Here is a 15,114-nt window from a genome sequence, read left to right as displayed (position 1 = left end):
TTGCTTTTTCTGGACATGAAAATACCCCCATATAGGACTTTTATATTTCATTGTCCTATATGAGGGTAGCATATCAAAGTGCGGCAGCCCCTTTGTAATAATCTGTATTCTATGCGAATTTCTGGAAGAAATTATTCTCCAAAGTATCTCTTAAGCAGACCGGCGAATGCTTTTCCGTGTCTTGCCTCGTCCTTAGCCATTTCATGAACAGTATCATGAATAGCATCCAGATTAGCTGCTTTTGCACGTTTCGCAAGGTCGAATTTACCAGCTGTTGCACCGTTCTCAGCTTCTACACGCATCTCAAGGTTCTTCTTAGTGCTGTCTGTAACAACTTCACCTAACAGCTCTGCAAACTTAGCAGCATGCTCTGCTTCTTCATAAGCTGCTTTCTCCCAGTACAGGCCGATCTCCGGATATCCCTCTCTGTGAGCTACTCTTGCCATTGCAAGATACATACCAACCTCAGAGCACTCACCCTGGAAGTTTGCTCTTAAGTCTGCAAGAATGTCTTCACTCACGCCCTGAGCAACACCTACAACATGTTCAGCTGCCCATGTAAGGTTTCCTTCATCCTGCTTAGTGAACTTAGATGCTGGTGCTTTACACTGTGGACAGGCTTCTGGTGGATTCTCGCCTTCATAAACATAACCGCATACACTACATACCCATTTTGCCATAATTCATATCTCCTTTTCTATAATTTAATTATTTGATTTTTAATAATAGTAATTATTACTGTTTTAATGTAACACGTAATTGTTGAATTGTCAAGTAAAACTTTTGGTTTTTAATAAGTAAAACTTTTGGCTTTTAATAAGGAATAGTTACTCTTTTCCCTTACAATCCTTGCAGATCCCGTAAAAACTGGCGTTATAATGAGTGATCTCACCGCCTGTAAAATGAATAGCCGCCTCTGCCATAAGTTTGTCAAAATGCTCCTCATCCATATCAAGGACTCTGCCGCATCTGGTGCACATAAAGTGACAGTGGGGATCGATCCGAGCGTCAAATCTGTCTGAACCGCCAAAGCTTGCAAGCTTCTGGATCTCTCCAATATCAGAAAGAAGAGAAAGATTGCGGTACACAGTTCCAAGGCTGATCTTTGGATATATAAGCTTTACATTCTCATATACAGTGTCAGCAGTAGGATGATCTGTACGTCCTCGCAGGAATTCTTTGATGGATTCTCGCTGGCGGCTGAATTTCATGGCTGCCATAAAACTAGCTCCTTTCTGATAATGATAACTGTTACTGAAATTAATATAACCTATTTTCTTCTGTATGTCAATAAGTAATTAACAGAATTTACGAATTTATTCGTTGTCGATGACATGTACTGTTTTATTTGTTATTGAATGTATGATTTGTTTGATCCGATCTTTACTGTGTGATCTGTCTTGCCACGTATACACCGCTGGCAGAAGCATGGGAAAGAGAGTGTGTAACGCCGCTTCCGTCACCGATCACATACAATCCTTTATATTTGGTTTCAAGATTTTCATTGATGTCTACTTCCATGTTATAGAATTTAACTTCCACACCATAAAGCAGGGTATCATCATTGGCAGTACCTGGAGCGATTTTGTCAAGGGCATAGATCATCTCAATGATTCCATCCAGGATTCGCTTGGGAAGCACAAGGCTCAGATCTCCGGGAGTAGCAGCCAGGGTTGGACGAACCATGCCCTCATCAATACGGCTGACAGTACTTCTGCGGCCTCGGACAAGATCGCCAAAGCGCTGAACGATCACACCACCGCCCAGCATATTGGAGAGACGGGCAATGCTTTCGCCATAGCCGTTACTATCCTTGAAGGGCTGGGAAAAGTGCTTGGCAACAAGAAGTGCAAAGTTTGTATTTTCCGTTTGCTTCTGAGGATCTTCGTAGCTGTGGCCGTTTACAGTGACAATTCCGTTTGTATTTTCATTTACAACGATCCCATAGGGATTCATGCAGAAGGTACGTACATTATCTTCAAATTTTTCTGTGCGGTATACGATCTTGCTTTCGTACAGTTCATCTGTCAGGTGGGAGAAGATCACAGCAGGGATCTCTACACGCACACCGATATCCACACGGTTGGATTTGGTAGGGATATCCAGTTCTTTACATATTTTTTCCATCCATTTGCTGCCGCTTCGTCCTACTGAGACGATACACTTCTCACAGTCGTCATAGGAATCACCATGATAGATGCGGTAGCCTGTATCCAGAACTTCAATATGATCTACTGAGGTATCAAAAAAGAAATCCATTTTGTTATTCAGCTCATTGAACAGGTTCTCAAGAACAATATAGTTGATATCTGTACCCAGATGGCGGACTGAAGCGTCCAGGAGACGAAGCTTGTTCTGGATGCAAAGCTTTTTGAATTTCGTCTGCGCAGTGGAATACATTTTTGTTTTTTCTCCCCCATGGGAAACATTGATGGAATCTACATATTCCATAAGGTCAATGGCCTGCTTTTTGCCAATATGTTCATACAGAGTGCCGCCAAAATCATTGGTAATATTATATTTTCCATCGGAAAAAGCGCCTGCACCGCCAAAACCACTCATAATGGCACAGGTTTTACATTTGATACAGCTTTTTACCTTATCTCCGTCAATGGGACAGCGACGTCGGGAAAGAGGATGGCCTTCTTCAAAAACTGCGATTTTCAGATCAGGGTTTCGGTGGATCAGCTCATAGGCAGAAAAAATACCGCCAGGACCGGCACCAACAATAATCACATCATATTTCAATTTGCTCACACTCCTTATTTTTTTAATAGTTTCAACTGTTTACCAATAGTATCCTGCAAGAAAAAACAGGTACCATTTCATGGTTTTATAACCTTATTTTATCCTATCATAATTTGGGTATTGGAACAAGCAACAGGCAGAAAATACGGCAAAACTGTGTTTACAAAAACGGCAAAGTGTGTTACGATGCATTCATAAAGAAGAAAACCCAAGGACTCGTCTTCTCAATGGTAGGTTGGGAAGGCGTTTTTTGTTGTAGAAAGAGGAGGAATCAAGAAATGGAAAAACAGAAGTATTATATTACAACAGCCATTGCGTACACATCCGGAAAACCTCATATCGGCAATACTTACGAGGCTGTTCTGGCAGATGCTATTGCCAGATACAAAAGACAGCAGGGGTATGATGTGTTTTTCCAGACCGGAACTGACGAGCATGGCCAGAAGATTGAGCTGAAAGCAGCTGAAGCAGGAGTTACACCTAAGGAATTTGTGGATAATGTTTCCGGTCAGATCAAAGAGATCTGGGATTTGATGAATACCTCTTATGACAAATTCATCCGTACAACAGATGCTGATCATGAGAAGCAGGTACAGAAGATTTTCAAGAAAATGTATGCAAAGGGCGATATCTACAAAGGGCATTATGAGGGAATGTACTGTACTCCATGTGAGTCATTCTTTACAGAATCCCAGCTGGTAGACGGTAAATGCCCGGATTGTGGAAGGCCTTGCGTGCCCGCAAAGGAAGAGGCATATTTCTTCAAAATGAGCAAATATGCAGACAAGCTTATCGATTACATTAATACACATCCGGATTTCATTCAGCCGGAATCCAGAAAGAACGAGATGATGAACAACTTCCTGCTTCCTGGACTTCAGGATCTTTGCGTTTCCAGAACCTCTTTTAAGTGGGGAATTCCGGTTGATTTTGATCCGAAACATGTTGTTTATGTATGGCTGGATGCACTGACAAACTATATTACCGGGATCGGCTATGACTGTGACGGCAACAGTACAGAGCAGTTTAATAAAATGTGGCCTGCAGACCTGCATCTGATCGGAAAGGATATCATCCGTTTCCATACTATTTATTGGCCGATCTTCCTGATGTCTCTGGATCTGCCGCTTCCAAAGCAGGTATTTGGACATCCATGGCTTTTGCAGGGCAATGGTAAAATGAGTAAATCAAAAGGCAATGTGATCTATGCAGACGAGCTGGTAGATTTCTTTGGCGTGGATGCTGTCCGTTATTTCGTACTCCACGAAATGCCTTTTGACAATGATGGAGTGATCACCTGGGAACTGATGGTGGAGCGCCTTAATTCTGAACTGGCTAATACACTGGGCAATCTGGTCAACCGTACTATTTCCATGTCAAATAAGTATTTTGGCGGTGTTGTAGAGAATAAGGGAGTTGCAGAGCCTGTAGATGAGGATCTGAAATCCTTTATCCTGTCCATACCTGGAAAAGTAGATGCCAAAATGGAGAAGCTTCGTGTAGCAGATGCTATTACGGAGGTGTTTACACTGTTCAAGAGATGTAACAAATATATTGATGAAACAATGCCATGGGCACTTGCAAAGGATGAGACAAAGCAGGATCGTCTGGCAACAGTCCTTTACAATCTGGTTGAAGGGATCTGCATGGGTGCTACACTTCTTCAGTCCTTTATGCCGGATACTGCAGCAAGGATCCTTGCCCAGTTAAATGCAAAAGAGCGTACACTGGAAGATCTTAAGACCTTTGGATTGTATCCTTCAGGCAATAAAGTAACAGAAAAGCCGGAGATTCTTTTCGCACGTCTGGACCTGAAAGATGTTATGGCAAAGGTAGAAGTGCTTCATCCGTCCAAGCCGGAAGAGCCTGCAAAAGAAGAAGAGAAAGGCATTGATCTTGAGGCAAAGCCGGAGATCACTTTTGATGATTTTTCCAAGCTTCAGTTCCAGGTAGGGGAGATCATTGCTTGTGAAGCAGTGAAGAAATCTAAAAAGCTTCTGTGCTCTCAGGTAAAGATCGGCAGCCAGGTGCGCCAGATCGTGTCCGGTATCAAGGCACATTATACACCGGAGCAGATGGTTGGGAAGAAGGTTATGGTTGTTACCAATCTGAAGCCGGCCAAGCTGGCAGGTATCTTAAGTGAGGGAATGATCCTTTGCGCTGAAGATGAGGAAGGCAAGCTTTCCCTTATGGTTCCTGAAAGAGAAATGCCTGCAGGAGCTGAGATCTGCTGATCATGGAAGGTAAATTAAGCCATTTTGATGAAAAAGGCAATGCGATCATGGTGGATGTGTCCGGAAAGGCCATTACTTGCCGCACTGCAGTAGCCACAGGATCTATCTTGGTTGGCAGGGAGATCCTGGAGGCGGTTACTGCTGGTACAGTGAAAAAAGGAGATGTTCTGGGCGTGGCACGGGTGGCAGGGATCATGGCGGTGAAAAGAACGTCAGAGTTGGTGCCTATGTGTCATCCTCTTCCTATACAGAAATGCAGCATTGATTATCAGATTGATGGTGAGAGAAGCCGGATCCAGGTTTTCTGTACAGTAAAGACAGAGGGCAGGACAGGTGTGGAAATGGAAGCGCTTACCGGTGTACAGGTAACACTTCTTACCATCTATGACATGTGCAAAGCCATTGACAAGCATATGGTGATGACAGACATTCATCTTGTAGAGAAAAAAGGCGGTAAAAGCGGGGATTTTTATTATGAAGAGAGTAGCGATCATAACGTCCAGTGATGCTGGTTATGCAGGAGAGCGGGAAGACAAAAGTGGTCCTGCAATAAAAGAAATTGCAGAAAAAGAAGGATATCAGGTGGTATCCATGGATATTCTTCCGGATGACCGGGATATGCTGGCCAGACGTATGGCTCAGATTGCTGATGAAAACCTGGCAGAGCTGATCCTTACCACAGGCGGCACCGGATTTTCTGCAAGGGATGTGATGCCGGAAGCTACCGAAGATGTGATAGAACGCAGGGTACCGGGGATCCCTGAGGCGATTCGTGCATACAGTGTGACCATTACCAAGAGGGCAATGCTCAGCCGGGCCACAGCCGGGATACGCAGGCAGACACTGATCATTAATCTGCCGGGCAGTCCTAAGGCTGTACGGGAAAGTCTGGAATATATTATTAGCGCTCTTGGGCATGGGATTGAGATCCTTACCGGAGAGACTGGGAATTGTGGAGGCTGACATGGGTAAAATACGGGCAATCTGTATCAGTGAAAAAAGGGGTACACAAAAACGCAGTATCCCTGAGGCTGAATTTATAGAGGACTGGGGAATCAAAGGAGATGCCCATGCCGGGAAATGGCACAGGCAGGTAAGCCTTTTATCCTATGATAAGATTCAGGCATTTCGTTCCAGAGGCGCAGAAGTAGAAGATGGTGCGTTTGGAGAAAATCTGGTAGTGGAAGGGTTTGATTTTGCCACTCTTCCTGTTGGTACCAGATTTTGCTGTAAAGATGTGGTGCTGGAGCTGACTCAGGTGGGGAAGGAGTGTCATCATGGATGTGTTATTTTCCAGAAAATGGGAGATTGTATCATGCCAAGAGAAGGGGTGTTCACCCGTGTTTTGAAAGGCGGAACGATCCGTGTGGGAGATGACCTGAGGATCCAGGCAGAAGAAGCAGGAGGCAGTACAGATGATCTTTGATACACATGCCCATTATGACGATGAAGCTTTTGATTCTGACAGGGAAGACCTTCTAGGCCAGATGGAGAAGCAGGGCGTAGGGCATATTGTGAATGTATGTGCTTCCATAGGACAATTCCACCGTACAGTAGAGCTTACAGAGAAATATCCGTTCATATATGGAGCAGTAGGTGTGCATCCGGATGATGCAGACAAGATGACCAAGGATACATTGGATGAGATCACCCGGATTTCCAGGATGGACAAGATGGTAGCCATTGGCGAGATCGGCCTGGATTACTATTGGCACAAGGAAAAGGAAGAACACAGGAAACAGCAGGAAATGTTTCGTGCCCAGCTGGATATTGCCAGACAGGAAAAGCTTCCGTTTATGATTCACAGCCGGGATGCGGCAGAGGATACACTGGAGATCATCCGGGAGTATATGAGAGGCGGCATGTATGGCGGCATCATCCACTGCTTTTCCTACAGTTCGGAGATAGCAGCAGAATACTTGAAAATGGGGCTGTATCTGGGAATCGGTGGTGTTGTTACATTCAAAAATGCCAAAAAGCTGAAGGAAGTGGTAAGGCAGGCACCGCTGGAACAGATCCTTTTGGAAACAGACTGCCCCTATATGGCACCGGAGCCAAATCGTGGCAAAAGAAATTCTTCATTGAATCTGTCTTATGTGGCGGCTGCTGTTGCACAGCTGAAAGACACCACTCCTGAAGAAGTGATTACTATTACAGAAGCAAATGCCAAAAAGCTGTTGCTGAGAAATTCAAGTCGAGCAGCTGCGAGACTTGGCGCGTGATTCTGGTCAGCGTAAGCTGAGATAAAAATGAGCCATGTGCCCTTTGATCTGGGGTACATGGCTCTTGCTATGTGTGCCTAGCGACACATGTTTCCGTTATTGCTGTTCTGAATCACCGCTATCACTGTCTGAATTACCGTCGTTGCTGCCCTCATTATTTTCTGCTGAGGAAAGGTTCTGGTAATATTGGCTGGAAGTGATAGAATCCGTGTCTGTTACCATATTGCCGGACTCATCAAGCATATTGCCATCTGAATCAAAGGTAACATCCAAAAGTGTGGTCTTGGTGGACGGTGTTACATTCATGGACATGATCTCATCGTATTTTGTCTGAAGATTTTCTAAGGTAAATTCATCCCCGATAATGTCCCGCACACTGTGCCTGGAAGCAAGCTCGTCAGTATAATCAGAAAGAAGATAGGGCTGATATTCGCCATCCTCATAGCTGTAATGCATGACAAGTGGGGTGAGTGCTCCGTCGCGGATCTTAACAGAAGTCTGATCACCGGTAACTGTCTTCTCAATGGTAAAGCCTGCCATGCCTCCCAAAAGCTGTTTCAAGGTCTCCTGACCGGATACAAAGTTGCCAAGGGAATAATAGATCAGCATATTGTGGCCTTCATCATCTGTAAGGTAACCATAAGGCTGCAATACATTGGGATGGGTGCCGATCACCACATCCACGCCCTGCTTCATCAGGAAATTGGCCCATTCCTTCTCGTATTCGGTAGGCATAGGCTCTTCTGTTTTGCCCCAGTTGGCAGAAAAGATCACACAATCTGCAGATGATTTCGCTGTTTTAATGGCATCAGCTACTGACTGTGAATCAAAGGTATTCACCATACCTGTGTCCCCGGATTCTTCCGAAACCGCAGATGAAGGGAAGGTATAATCAAGAAAAGCGATCTTGATACCATTGATCTCAAGAATATTGGCCCCCCCATTGTCGGTTGTGTCGTGTATGCCTGAAATCATTGTGTCCGGATGCTGGTTCTTCCAGTAATCCAAAGTCTGCGTAAGCATCGTTGAACCATTGTCATCGATCAGCTGTGTGGCAGAGGTGATCACATTAAAGCCAGCCTTTACAAGGGCATCTCCGATCTCTGTAGGGGTAGCGTAAGGTGCTGTACCGCTGACAGAATCATGACTGTCTGTAAAGGGGGTCTCCTGATTGACCATGGCAATATCTGCATTCTGGAGCATGGTGGTAAAATTGGTATATACATGATCGTAGTTCCAGGCTCCGCTTTCGTATTTGCCGGAATTCAGAAGACTGGGCTGCACCAGGTTATCACCTACTGCGATCACGGAGGCTGTAGTCACGTCAGGTGCTGTCTCAGCTTCCTTTTGCTCTTGCTCTTTCTTAGCCTGGGCTTCTTTCTGGGCCTGCTGTGCAGGCTTGCGGATCATATTGTAGTCTATCTGGTTGAATATGAGAAATAAAACAGCCAGCACACCGATGGATACATAGAAACTGATGCGTGAAATGCTCTTTTCCCTGAAATTCAATGGTACATTTTCATTCTTTTTCATTGGACTGTCCTTTATTATCAATAATTTTATGTTAAATTTAATTATAGCAAATTCTTTTTTCTATGGAAAGTCATTTTAAAATTTTTTTAAATTTTTGTTACAGGTATTTCTTCAGCACAGGAAACGGAACCGGGCCGATCTGAAGAACTTGGGAATGGAACTGTTTCAGATCAAAAGCTTCTGGATTCTCTTTTTGGGCTTCGTCTTTCAGATCCAGAAAATTCAGGTATCCAACATAGTATTTCAGGTAATTTCCAGGAGTTTCCGTAATATATTGGTAGATCTGGCTTACAGCAGATGCGTCTCGGATACCGAAATTCTTTAAAAAATCTGCGGTTTGTGCAGAAGACCAGCCCTGATAGTGGATCCCAATATCCACCAGAGAATATAGGCATAGATTAATGCTGCGGTTCAGAGCTGCCAGACGGGTCAGGCTTTCGGCATCCTCATGGTTTATCAGTGCGGCTGCATACTGGTATGCATAGGATTCTACATAAGTGGCCCAGCCCTCTACATAGCCGCTGGAATCAAAAAGGGAGCGTACAGGATCCGGATCTAGCTGGGAAAAAAACTGTGTCTGATACAGGTGCCCGGGAAAGCCTTCATGTGCCAGCGTGGTAAAAAGCTCCAGCTGTGTGGTGGAAGCGGCCTGATTGATATAGATCACATTAGGCTCTTTGGTGTCAATGGGAGGAGTAAGATAAAATGCCGGGCTTAAGTATTTTTCCATGGATTTATGTACATAGCGTATCTGATAGGATGTTTGGCCCAGGGAGGGGAAATCCTTTTGCATACAGTCCTGAAGAAAAAGCAGGGCCTTTTGGGGTGCCAAAGAGGGGAGATCGGTTCCTTTGGCATAGTCAGTAAGAAGTGATGGATGTATGGCTGCCAGAGCGGAAACTTCAGCAGAATCCTTCTGAAGCTGGATAAGCAGCCGTTTACGGATCCGGGCGATCGGTTCATAGACCCCGGTCTGGCTTTTCAGAAGATAACAGTAATAATCCGTTCCTCCAGGATAATGGGAAAGTCCGCAGCTTTCCCGGCCTGTGCCGCGAAATGCCTCTAAACCGTTTATAAGGGCCTGATAAGCCGGAATAACCTTGCGGATAAGGATTTGCCTATGCACCTGGTTTAAATGGCTTTTATCGGCATCTGAGAGCGCTTCAAGGGCATCCAGCTTCTGGGCAAAGATCGACAGCATGTAATTAGAATCCGGATCCTGGATAAAAGAGCGGCACTGTGCCTGGATCCGGTCAAGCATGGCATCACTCATAAACAGACCTTTTTGGGATTTTTGTTTTTCATATTCCAGGATACTGTCAAAGTAAGAGGGGATATCCGCAAGAAGATTCAGATAGTCTGTAATATCCTGCTCCTGATGAAAGGCATATTCAGCAAGCAGCACAGGCAGCTGGGCTTGTATGCCAAGGCTTGGGCCAAGAGGCTCATCTAAATAAGGGGTTTTCAGGCCTTCCAGCTGCGTATGGAAATAAAGCAGCAGGGTATCCTGGGTTATATTGTTTTGTCTCGAAAGACGATGGGAGTCAAAGGCTTTCAGCTTATGGAGATAATCCTTGCAAAGCTTGCGGGTACTGTCTGTATCTGTATCCATTGTTCCAAGTGAAGCCTTTTGACCGGAAATCCCAAAGGCTTCCGGATCGGCCAGCGTGTAGTGAAGGGTAAGAGTATTTCCGGACACTTCTTTTTTAAACAGTTCTTTTGTAAAAGACTGAAATTTACTGTTTTCTGAAAATCCGTGGCCGGACAGGCAGCCAATACCCATGCCAAGGAGGAAGATAAGAGAAAGAAACAGGGCCGTGAGAGTATATCTGTGTCGCTTGGATAATTGGGATAGTCTGGAGCGCATAGATAGCCTTTCAAAACTGTTTTTACTATCCTATTGGCAGAGGGAAGGTTCTATGACAGGGGATAAATTGTCGGAAAAAAATATATTTTTGGCACATTGCACAAAGTTTGTCGAGGAATGTGGATTGTATGAAAATAGGTGCAAAAGTTTTCCACTTTTTAAACATGTAAAAAACCTTGAAAAATAAAGTTATACACAAAATTATCCACATTGTCCACATGGATAGGATGTGGATGACTTGATTTACATAAAAAAAGAAAAAACAAATGTTTTGGTTATATATCATAAAATTGTAAAAAATACGAAAAAAAAGGGAAAAACTATTGACAAGAGAAAAGAGACCGACACAGTACCAGAAAAGTGATTTTCAGGCAGCTGTGACAGTCTCCTTCTGCATTTTCATATATCCGCCTGTTAAGATCAGGCGCTTTGCTTCATACGTTTGATAACTTTCAGTCTTGTGAATTCCTCACGCTCTTTTTCTTCCAGTGCATTGGAAATATCCTTTGTCAATGCTTCAAATTTTGGAATTGTGATATTCTTCAGGGCATTGGCACGCTTCTGGGTCTTTTTGATGTTATTGGCAAGGCGGATCGCAGAATTTTCGATCATGGAAAGCTGTATGGACAGCTCTTTTACCCGTTCAAAGGCTGCCTTGGCCTGATCCAGGGACATTCGGGTGCTGTAGTAAGCGTAGGTAGGTGTATTTTTGTTTTTATCATATTCTACCAGAGGGATCTCGGTACCCATAACGCTTCGTGTTTTGATGCGGATGGAATTTTCAATGGGCACAGTGTGGGAAACCTGTTCCACAAAGGCGATACCCATTTCCATGTTTGCCATTTGCAGGGCTGCATAAGCGGCACGGAAGGTTTCATCGATCTGAGTCTGAATGTCCTTAGCCTGATCCACCAGGTTCATCATCTCACGGATCAGGATATTTCTTTTTTTATCCATCAGTTCATAGCCCTGACGGGAGAGGGCAAGGGAATTCTTTGCAAGGATCAGATTTCCTTTGGTGGGAAATGTATTTGGATCCATGACATCACCTCACTTTTTATTTTGCAGTCTCGTGATAATATTTATCCAGGATCTTGGTATCTACACGGTCCAGCTCTTCCCTAGGCAGCATTCCAAGAAGCTCCCAGCCCTTATCCAGGGTCTGGATGATGGAGCGGTTTTCCGTATCAGTTTGTCCTACGAATTCACTTTCAAAAGCTTTACCGAATGCCAGATACTTCTTATCGATTGGCGAAAGCTCATCTTCACCGATAACAGAAGCAAGTGCTCTTGCATCTCCAACCTTTGCGTAGCAGGAAAATAGCTGATTTGCCACATCCTGATGGTCTTCTCTTGTAAAGCCTTCACCAATACCATCCTTCATCAGACGGGAAAGAGAGGGCAGTACATTGATCGGCGGATATACGGACTGGCCGTGAAGCTGACGGTCAAGAACGATCTGTCCTTCAGTGATATAACCGGTCAGGTCAGGGATGGGATGAGTGATATCATCATTTGGCATGGTCAGGATCGGGATCTGTGTAACAGAGCCTGTACCGCCACGGACAATACCGGCACGCTCATAAAGAGTAGCCAGCTCGCTGTACAGATATCCAGGATATCCTTTACGGGATGGGATTTCTCCTTTGGAGGAGGAAACCTCACGCATTGCCTCACAGAAGGAAGTGATATCTGTAAGGATTACAAGGATATGCATTCCTTTTTCAAAGGCAAGATATTCTGCTGCTGTCAATGCGATCTTCGGGGTAAGCAGACGTTCCACTGTAGGATCGTTTGCAAGATTCAGAAACATAACTACATGGTCAGATGCACCGCTTTCTTCAAAGGTCCTGCGGAAGAACTCAGCTACATCGTATTTAACGCCCATGGCTGCAAAAACAATGGCGAAGTTCTCGTCAGAGTCACCACCAAGGGAAGCCTGACGCACGATCTGGGCTGCCAGCTTGTCATGGGGAAGTCCGTTGCCTGAGAAGATTGGAAGCTTCTGGCCGCGGATCAGTGTGGTAAGTCCGTCAATGGCAGAAATACCGGTGTTGATATAATTTCGTGGATATTCCCTTGTTACAGGGTTTAGCGGAAGTCCGTTAATGTTCAGGCTGACTTCCGGTGTGATATCACCCAGCCCGTCAATGGGCTGTCCGATACCATTAAAGGTACGTCCCAGGATCTCCGGGGAAAGCCCGATCTCCATAGGATGTCCAGAAAGGCTGGTATGTGTGTTGCTGAGGGACATTCCATCAGAGCCCTCAAACACCTGGATCACAGCCTTGTCTTCATAGATTTCAATAATACGGCCAATCTTTTCTTTTCCGTCATCCATACGGAATTTGACGATCTCCTCGTAGGAAGCGTTTTTAACGCCCTCCAGGACTACAAGAGGGCCGTTGATCTCGCTTAAGCCTAAATATTCTATTGCCATAAAAGCATTCCTCCTTATTGTCCTGTTTATCAGCCGTTGCGTTCCAGAACATTATTGTAGAAGCGGTCGATGTCTGTCATATAATCCTGGAACATTTCCGGTTTGTCATTAGGAACATCATATTTGATAGATATGATTCTTTCAAAAATATTGTCTTCTTTTAAGACAGAAACAGGCATGCCCTTGTTTACCAGAGAACGGCATTTCTCATAGAGATACAGGATGGTTTCCATCATAAGGAACTGCTTTTCCATTGGGACACATGTATCTTCCTGATGGAATGCATTTTGCTGCAGGAATCCAAGACGGATCACCCTTGCGATTTCAAGGGTAAGCTTCTGGTCATCCGGCAGAACATCACTTCCGATCAGCTTTACGATTTCCATCAGGGAGCTTTCCTGGTTCAGGATCGCCATCAGCTGATTACGGTCAGATACAAATTTTGGGGAAACATGCTCTCTGTACCAGGGAGACAGATCCTCCAGGTATTCACTGTAGCTGGTAAGCCAGTGGATAGCCGGGAAATGGCGGGCATAGGCCAGGGATTTATCCAGTCCCCAGAAGCAGCGGACGAAACGCTTGGTATTCTGGGTAACAGGCTCTGAGAAGTCACCGCCCTGTGGGGATACGGCTCCGATAATGGAAACAGAGCCTTCGGTTCCGTTCAGATTCTGCATCATGCCGGCTCTTTCATAAAAAGCGGAAAGCTTGGAAGCCAGGTAAGCCGGGAAGCCTTCCTCGGCAGGCATTTCCTCCAGACGTCCGGACAGCTCACGAAGTGCCTCAGCCCAACGGGAAGTGGAGTCAGCCATAATAGCTACGTCATAGCCCATATCGCGGTAATATTCCGCAAGGGTAACACCTGTATAGATAGATGCCTCACGGGCTGCTACAGGCATATTGGAAGTATTGGCGATCAGTGTGGTACGATCCAGCATCAGGTTGCCGGACTTAGGGTCAACCAGTTTGGAGAAATCCTCCAGAACCTGGGTCATCTCGTTTCCACGCTCACCACAGCCGATGTAGATGATGATATCTGCATCAGACCATTTGGCGATCTGGTGCTGTGTCATGGTTTTTCCTGTACCGAAACCGCCTGGGATGGCAGCTGTACCGCCCTTTGCGATAGGGAACAGAGTATCCAGGATACGCTGTCCGGTTACAAGAGGAACGCTTGCAGGAAAACGCTTGTAAGTAGGTCTTGGGATACGAATAGGCCATTTCTGTGCCAGGGCAATATCCTTTTCGCTTCCGTCAGCAAGGCGGACTGTTACGATGGGTTCAAGGATATTGTAAGCTCCGTCAGGTACTGTCTTGATAACTGTGGCAGTTCCCATATCTGGCGGAACCATGGATTTATGAAGGATAGAAGGGGTTTCCTGGGTTTGTGCAATAATGGTACCAGGAGTTACCACATCACCCTCTTTTACGGTTACGTGTACATCCCATTTTTTCTTAGTGTCAAGAGAATCAACACTTACACCTCTGGAAATATATTTACCGGAGGATTTTGCAATTTCTTCCAGCGGACGCTGGATACCGTCAAAAATATTATGAATAATACCAGGCCCCAGAAGCACGGAGATCGCATCTCCTGTACCGGTAACAGTTTCGCCTGGCTTAAGTCCTGTAGTTTCCTCGAATACCTGTACAGTGGTCATGCCTTTTTTCAGGCCAATGACCTCACCTACCAGATGCTCAGGTCCTACATAGACCATTTCGGAAATTTTAAAGCCTGGATCACCTTTTAAGTAAATGACCGGGCCATTGATCCCATAAATCGTGCCTGTTCTGCTCATGCTTTCGGCCCTCCGTCAAAACTGAATTCTTTTCGCAGTGTATGCAATGATTCCATAAAAGAATTGTCGATCAGGATATTCTTACTTGGAATGGTTGCACGGATCCCACCGATAAAAGGCTCTTTGGAGATCTGTACCGGGAATCCGGTGCGTGCCATCATGGTGTGTTTCAGGCCTTCATCTTCAGGGGAAAGGAATATAAATAGTTCATCATCTTTTGCAAAATCAACAGCTTCTTTGATCTTGCGTACAAGGTAATCCTCGTATTCAG

The 15,114-nt window shown here is 45.0% G+C and carries 13 protein-coding genes and 1 pseudogene; 5 read left to right on the top strand and 9 right to left on the bottom strand.

The features are described from left to right. Positions 1-131 precede the first annotated feature (131 nt). From AB5916_RS16970 to AB5916_RS16960, 3 genes are all read right to left on the bottom strand, one after another. Complete coding sequence (locus AB5916_RS16970) at positions 132-680, bottom strand: NADH peroxidase (protein WP_158422301.1); 549 nt, start codon at positions 678-680, stop codon at positions 132-134. A 147-nt stretch (positions 681-827) separates the two neighbouring features. Next, positions 828-1,220 (bottom strand): transcriptional repressor, encoded by a 393-nt coding sequence (locus AB5916_RS16965; protein ID WP_158422300.1) that lies wholly within the window; start codon positions 1,218-1,220, stop codon positions 828-830. Positions 1,221-1,383: 163 nt separating this feature from the next. Next, the gene (locus tag AB5916_RS16960; RefSeq protein WP_368192023.1) at positions 1,384-2,748 is read right to left on the bottom strand and encodes an NAD(P)/FAD-dependent oxidoreductase; all 1,365 of its coding nucleotides are present in this window, start codon (positions 2,746-2,748) and stop codon (positions 1,384-1,386) included. Between the two features lie 227 nt (positions 2,749-2,975). On the opposite strand from AB5916_RS16960, the gene metG reads away from it, so the two are divergent. From metG to AB5916_RS16935, 5 genes are read left to right on the top strand one after another with little or no spacing between them, the layout of a single operon-like run. Beyond that, on the top strand, positions 2,976-4,982 hold the full coding sequence (metG, locus tag AB5916_RS16955; RefSeq protein WP_368192021.1) for a methionine--tRNA ligase: 2,007 nt from the start codon (positions 2,976-2,978) through the stop codon (positions 4,980-4,982). Positions 4,983-4,984: 2 nt separating this feature from the next. Then, complete coding sequence (gene moaC, locus AB5916_RS16950; RefSeq protein ID WP_368192019.1) at positions 4,985-5,488, top strand: cyclic pyranopterin monophosphate synthase MoaC; 504 nt, start codon at positions 4,985-4,987, stop codon at positions 5,486-5,488. Continuing rightward, on the top strand, positions 5,457-5,945 hold the full coding sequence (locus tag AB5916_RS16945; RefSeq protein ID WP_368192017.1) for a molybdenum cofactor biosynthesis protein B: 489 nt from the start codon (positions 5,457-5,459) through the stop codon (positions 5,943-5,945). The genes moaC and AB5916_RS16945 overlap by 32 nt, the downstream gene beginning before the upstream one ends. Position 5,946: 1 nt before the next feature. Beyond that, a complete protein-coding gene (locus tag AB5916_RS16940; RefSeq protein ID WP_158422296.1) occupies positions 5,947-6,408 on the top strand; it encodes an MOSC domain-containing protein in 462 nt (153 codons plus the stop codon). Beyond that, the gene (locus AB5916_RS16935) at positions 6,398-7,204 is read left to right on the top strand and encodes a TatD family hydrolase (protein ID WP_368192015.1); all 807 of its coding nucleotides are present in this window, start codon (positions 6,398-6,400) and stop codon (positions 7,202-7,204) included. Before AB5916_RS16940 ends, AB5916_RS16935 begins: the two co-directional genes overlap by 11 nt. Before the next feature lie 96 nt (positions 7,205-7,300). Here the strand turns inward: AB5916_RS16935 and AB5916_RS16930 are convergent, their stop codons facing one another. From AB5916_RS16930 to AB5916_RS16905, 6 genes and pseudogenes are all read right to left on the bottom strand, one after another. Beyond that, positions 7,301-8,737: a CapA family protein gene (locus AB5916_RS16930; RefSeq protein WP_368192013.1), complete on the bottom strand. Its 1,437-nt coding sequence runs from the start codon at positions 8,735-8,737 to the stop codon at positions 7,301-7,303. 97 nt (positions 8,738-8,834) lie between these two features. After that, positions 8,835-10,604 carry a DUF885 domain-containing protein gene (locus AB5916_RS16925; protein ID WP_368192011.1) on the bottom strand — a complete coding sequence of 590 codons (1,770 nt, stop codon included), beginning with the start codon at positions 10,602-10,604 and terminating at the stop codon, positions 8,835-8,837. 420 nt (positions 10,605-11,024) lie between these two features. After that, the gene (locus AB5916_RS16920) at positions 11,025-11,645 is read right to left on the bottom strand and encodes a V-type ATP synthase subunit D (protein WP_158422292.1); all 621 of its coding nucleotides are present in this window, start codon (positions 11,643-11,645) and stop codon (positions 11,025-11,027) included. Between the two features lie 16 nt (positions 11,646-11,661). Then, the gene (locus tag AB5916_RS16915; RefSeq protein ID WP_368192009.1) at positions 11,662-13,044 is read right to left on the bottom strand and encodes a V-type ATP synthase subunit B; all 1,383 of its coding nucleotides are present in this window, start codon (positions 13,042-13,044) and stop codon (positions 11,662-11,664) included. A gap of 29 nt (positions 13,045-13,073) precedes the next feature. Then, complete coding sequence (locus AB5916_RS16910) at positions 13,074-14,843, bottom strand: V-type ATP synthase subunit A (RefSeq protein WP_158422290.1); 1,770 nt, start codon at positions 14,841-14,843, stop codon at positions 13,074-13,076. After that, a pseudogene (locus tag AB5916_RS16905) lies at positions 14,840-15,114 on the bottom strand (Archaeal/vacuolar-type H+-ATPase subunit E); the annotation flags it as partial. The pseudogene AB5916_RS16905 and the gene AB5916_RS16910, both read right to left, overlap by 4 nt.

This window comes from Blautia sp. 1033sp1_1033st1_G9_1033SCRN_220408, from assembly GCF_040929965.1.
Classification (GTDB): Bacteria; Bacillota; Clostridia; order Lachnospirales; family Lachnospiraceae; genus Blautia_A; species Blautia_A ammoniilytica.
This window is presented reverse-complemented; position numbering and strand designations above follow the sequence as displayed.

What these genes read in the sequence shown, in the direction of transcription:
- AB5916_RS16970 (WP_158422301.1), bottom strand. Translation starts at nt 680, where the DNA reads ATGGCAAAATGGGTATGTAGTGTATGCGGTTATGTTTATGAAGGCGAG.
- AB5916_RS16965 (WP_158422300.1), bottom strand. Translation starts at nt 1,220, where the DNA reads ATGGCAGCCATGAAATTCAGCCGCCAGCGAGAATCCATCAAAGAATTC.
- metG (WP_368192021.1), top strand. Translation starts at nt 2,976, where the DNA reads ATGGTAGGTTGGGAAGGCGTTTTTTGTTGTAGAAAGAGGAGGAATCAA.
- moaC (WP_368192019.1), top strand. Translation starts at nt 4,985, where the DNA reads ATGGAAGGTAAATTAAGCCATTTTGATGAAAAAGGCAATGCGATCATG.
- AB5916_RS16945 (WP_368192017.1), top strand. Translation starts at nt 5,457, where the DNA reads ATGAAGAGAGTAGCGATCATAACGTCCAGTGATGCTGGTTATGCAGGA.
- AB5916_RS16940 (WP_158422296.1), top strand. Translation starts at nt 5,947, where the DNA reads ATGGGTAAAATACGGGCAATCTGTATCAGTGAAAAAAGGGGTACACAA.
- AB5916_RS16935 (WP_368192015.1), top strand. Translation starts at nt 6,398, where the DNA reads ATGATCTTTGATACACATGCCCATTATGACGATGAAGCTTTTGATTCT.
- AB5916_RS16930 (WP_368192013.1), bottom strand. Translation starts at nt 8,737, where the DNA reads ATGAAAAAGAATGAAAATGTACCATTGAATTTCAGGGAAAAGAGCATT.
- AB5916_RS16925 (WP_368192011.1), bottom strand. Translation starts at nt 10,604, where the DNA reads ATGCGCTCCAGACTATCCCAATTATCCAAGCGACACAGATATACTCTC.
- AB5916_RS16920 (WP_158422292.1), bottom strand. Translation starts at nt 11,645, where the DNA reads ATGGATCCAAATACATTTCCCACCAAAGGAAATCTGATCCTTGCAAAG.
- AB5916_RS16915 (WP_368192009.1), bottom strand. Translation starts at nt 13,044, where the DNA reads ATGGCAATAGAATATTTAGGCTTAAGCGAGATCAACGGCCCTCTTGTA.
- AB5916_RS16910 (WP_158422290.1), bottom strand. Translation starts at nt 14,843, where the DNA reads ATGAGCAGAACAGGCACGATTTATGGGATCAATGGCCCGGTCATTTAC.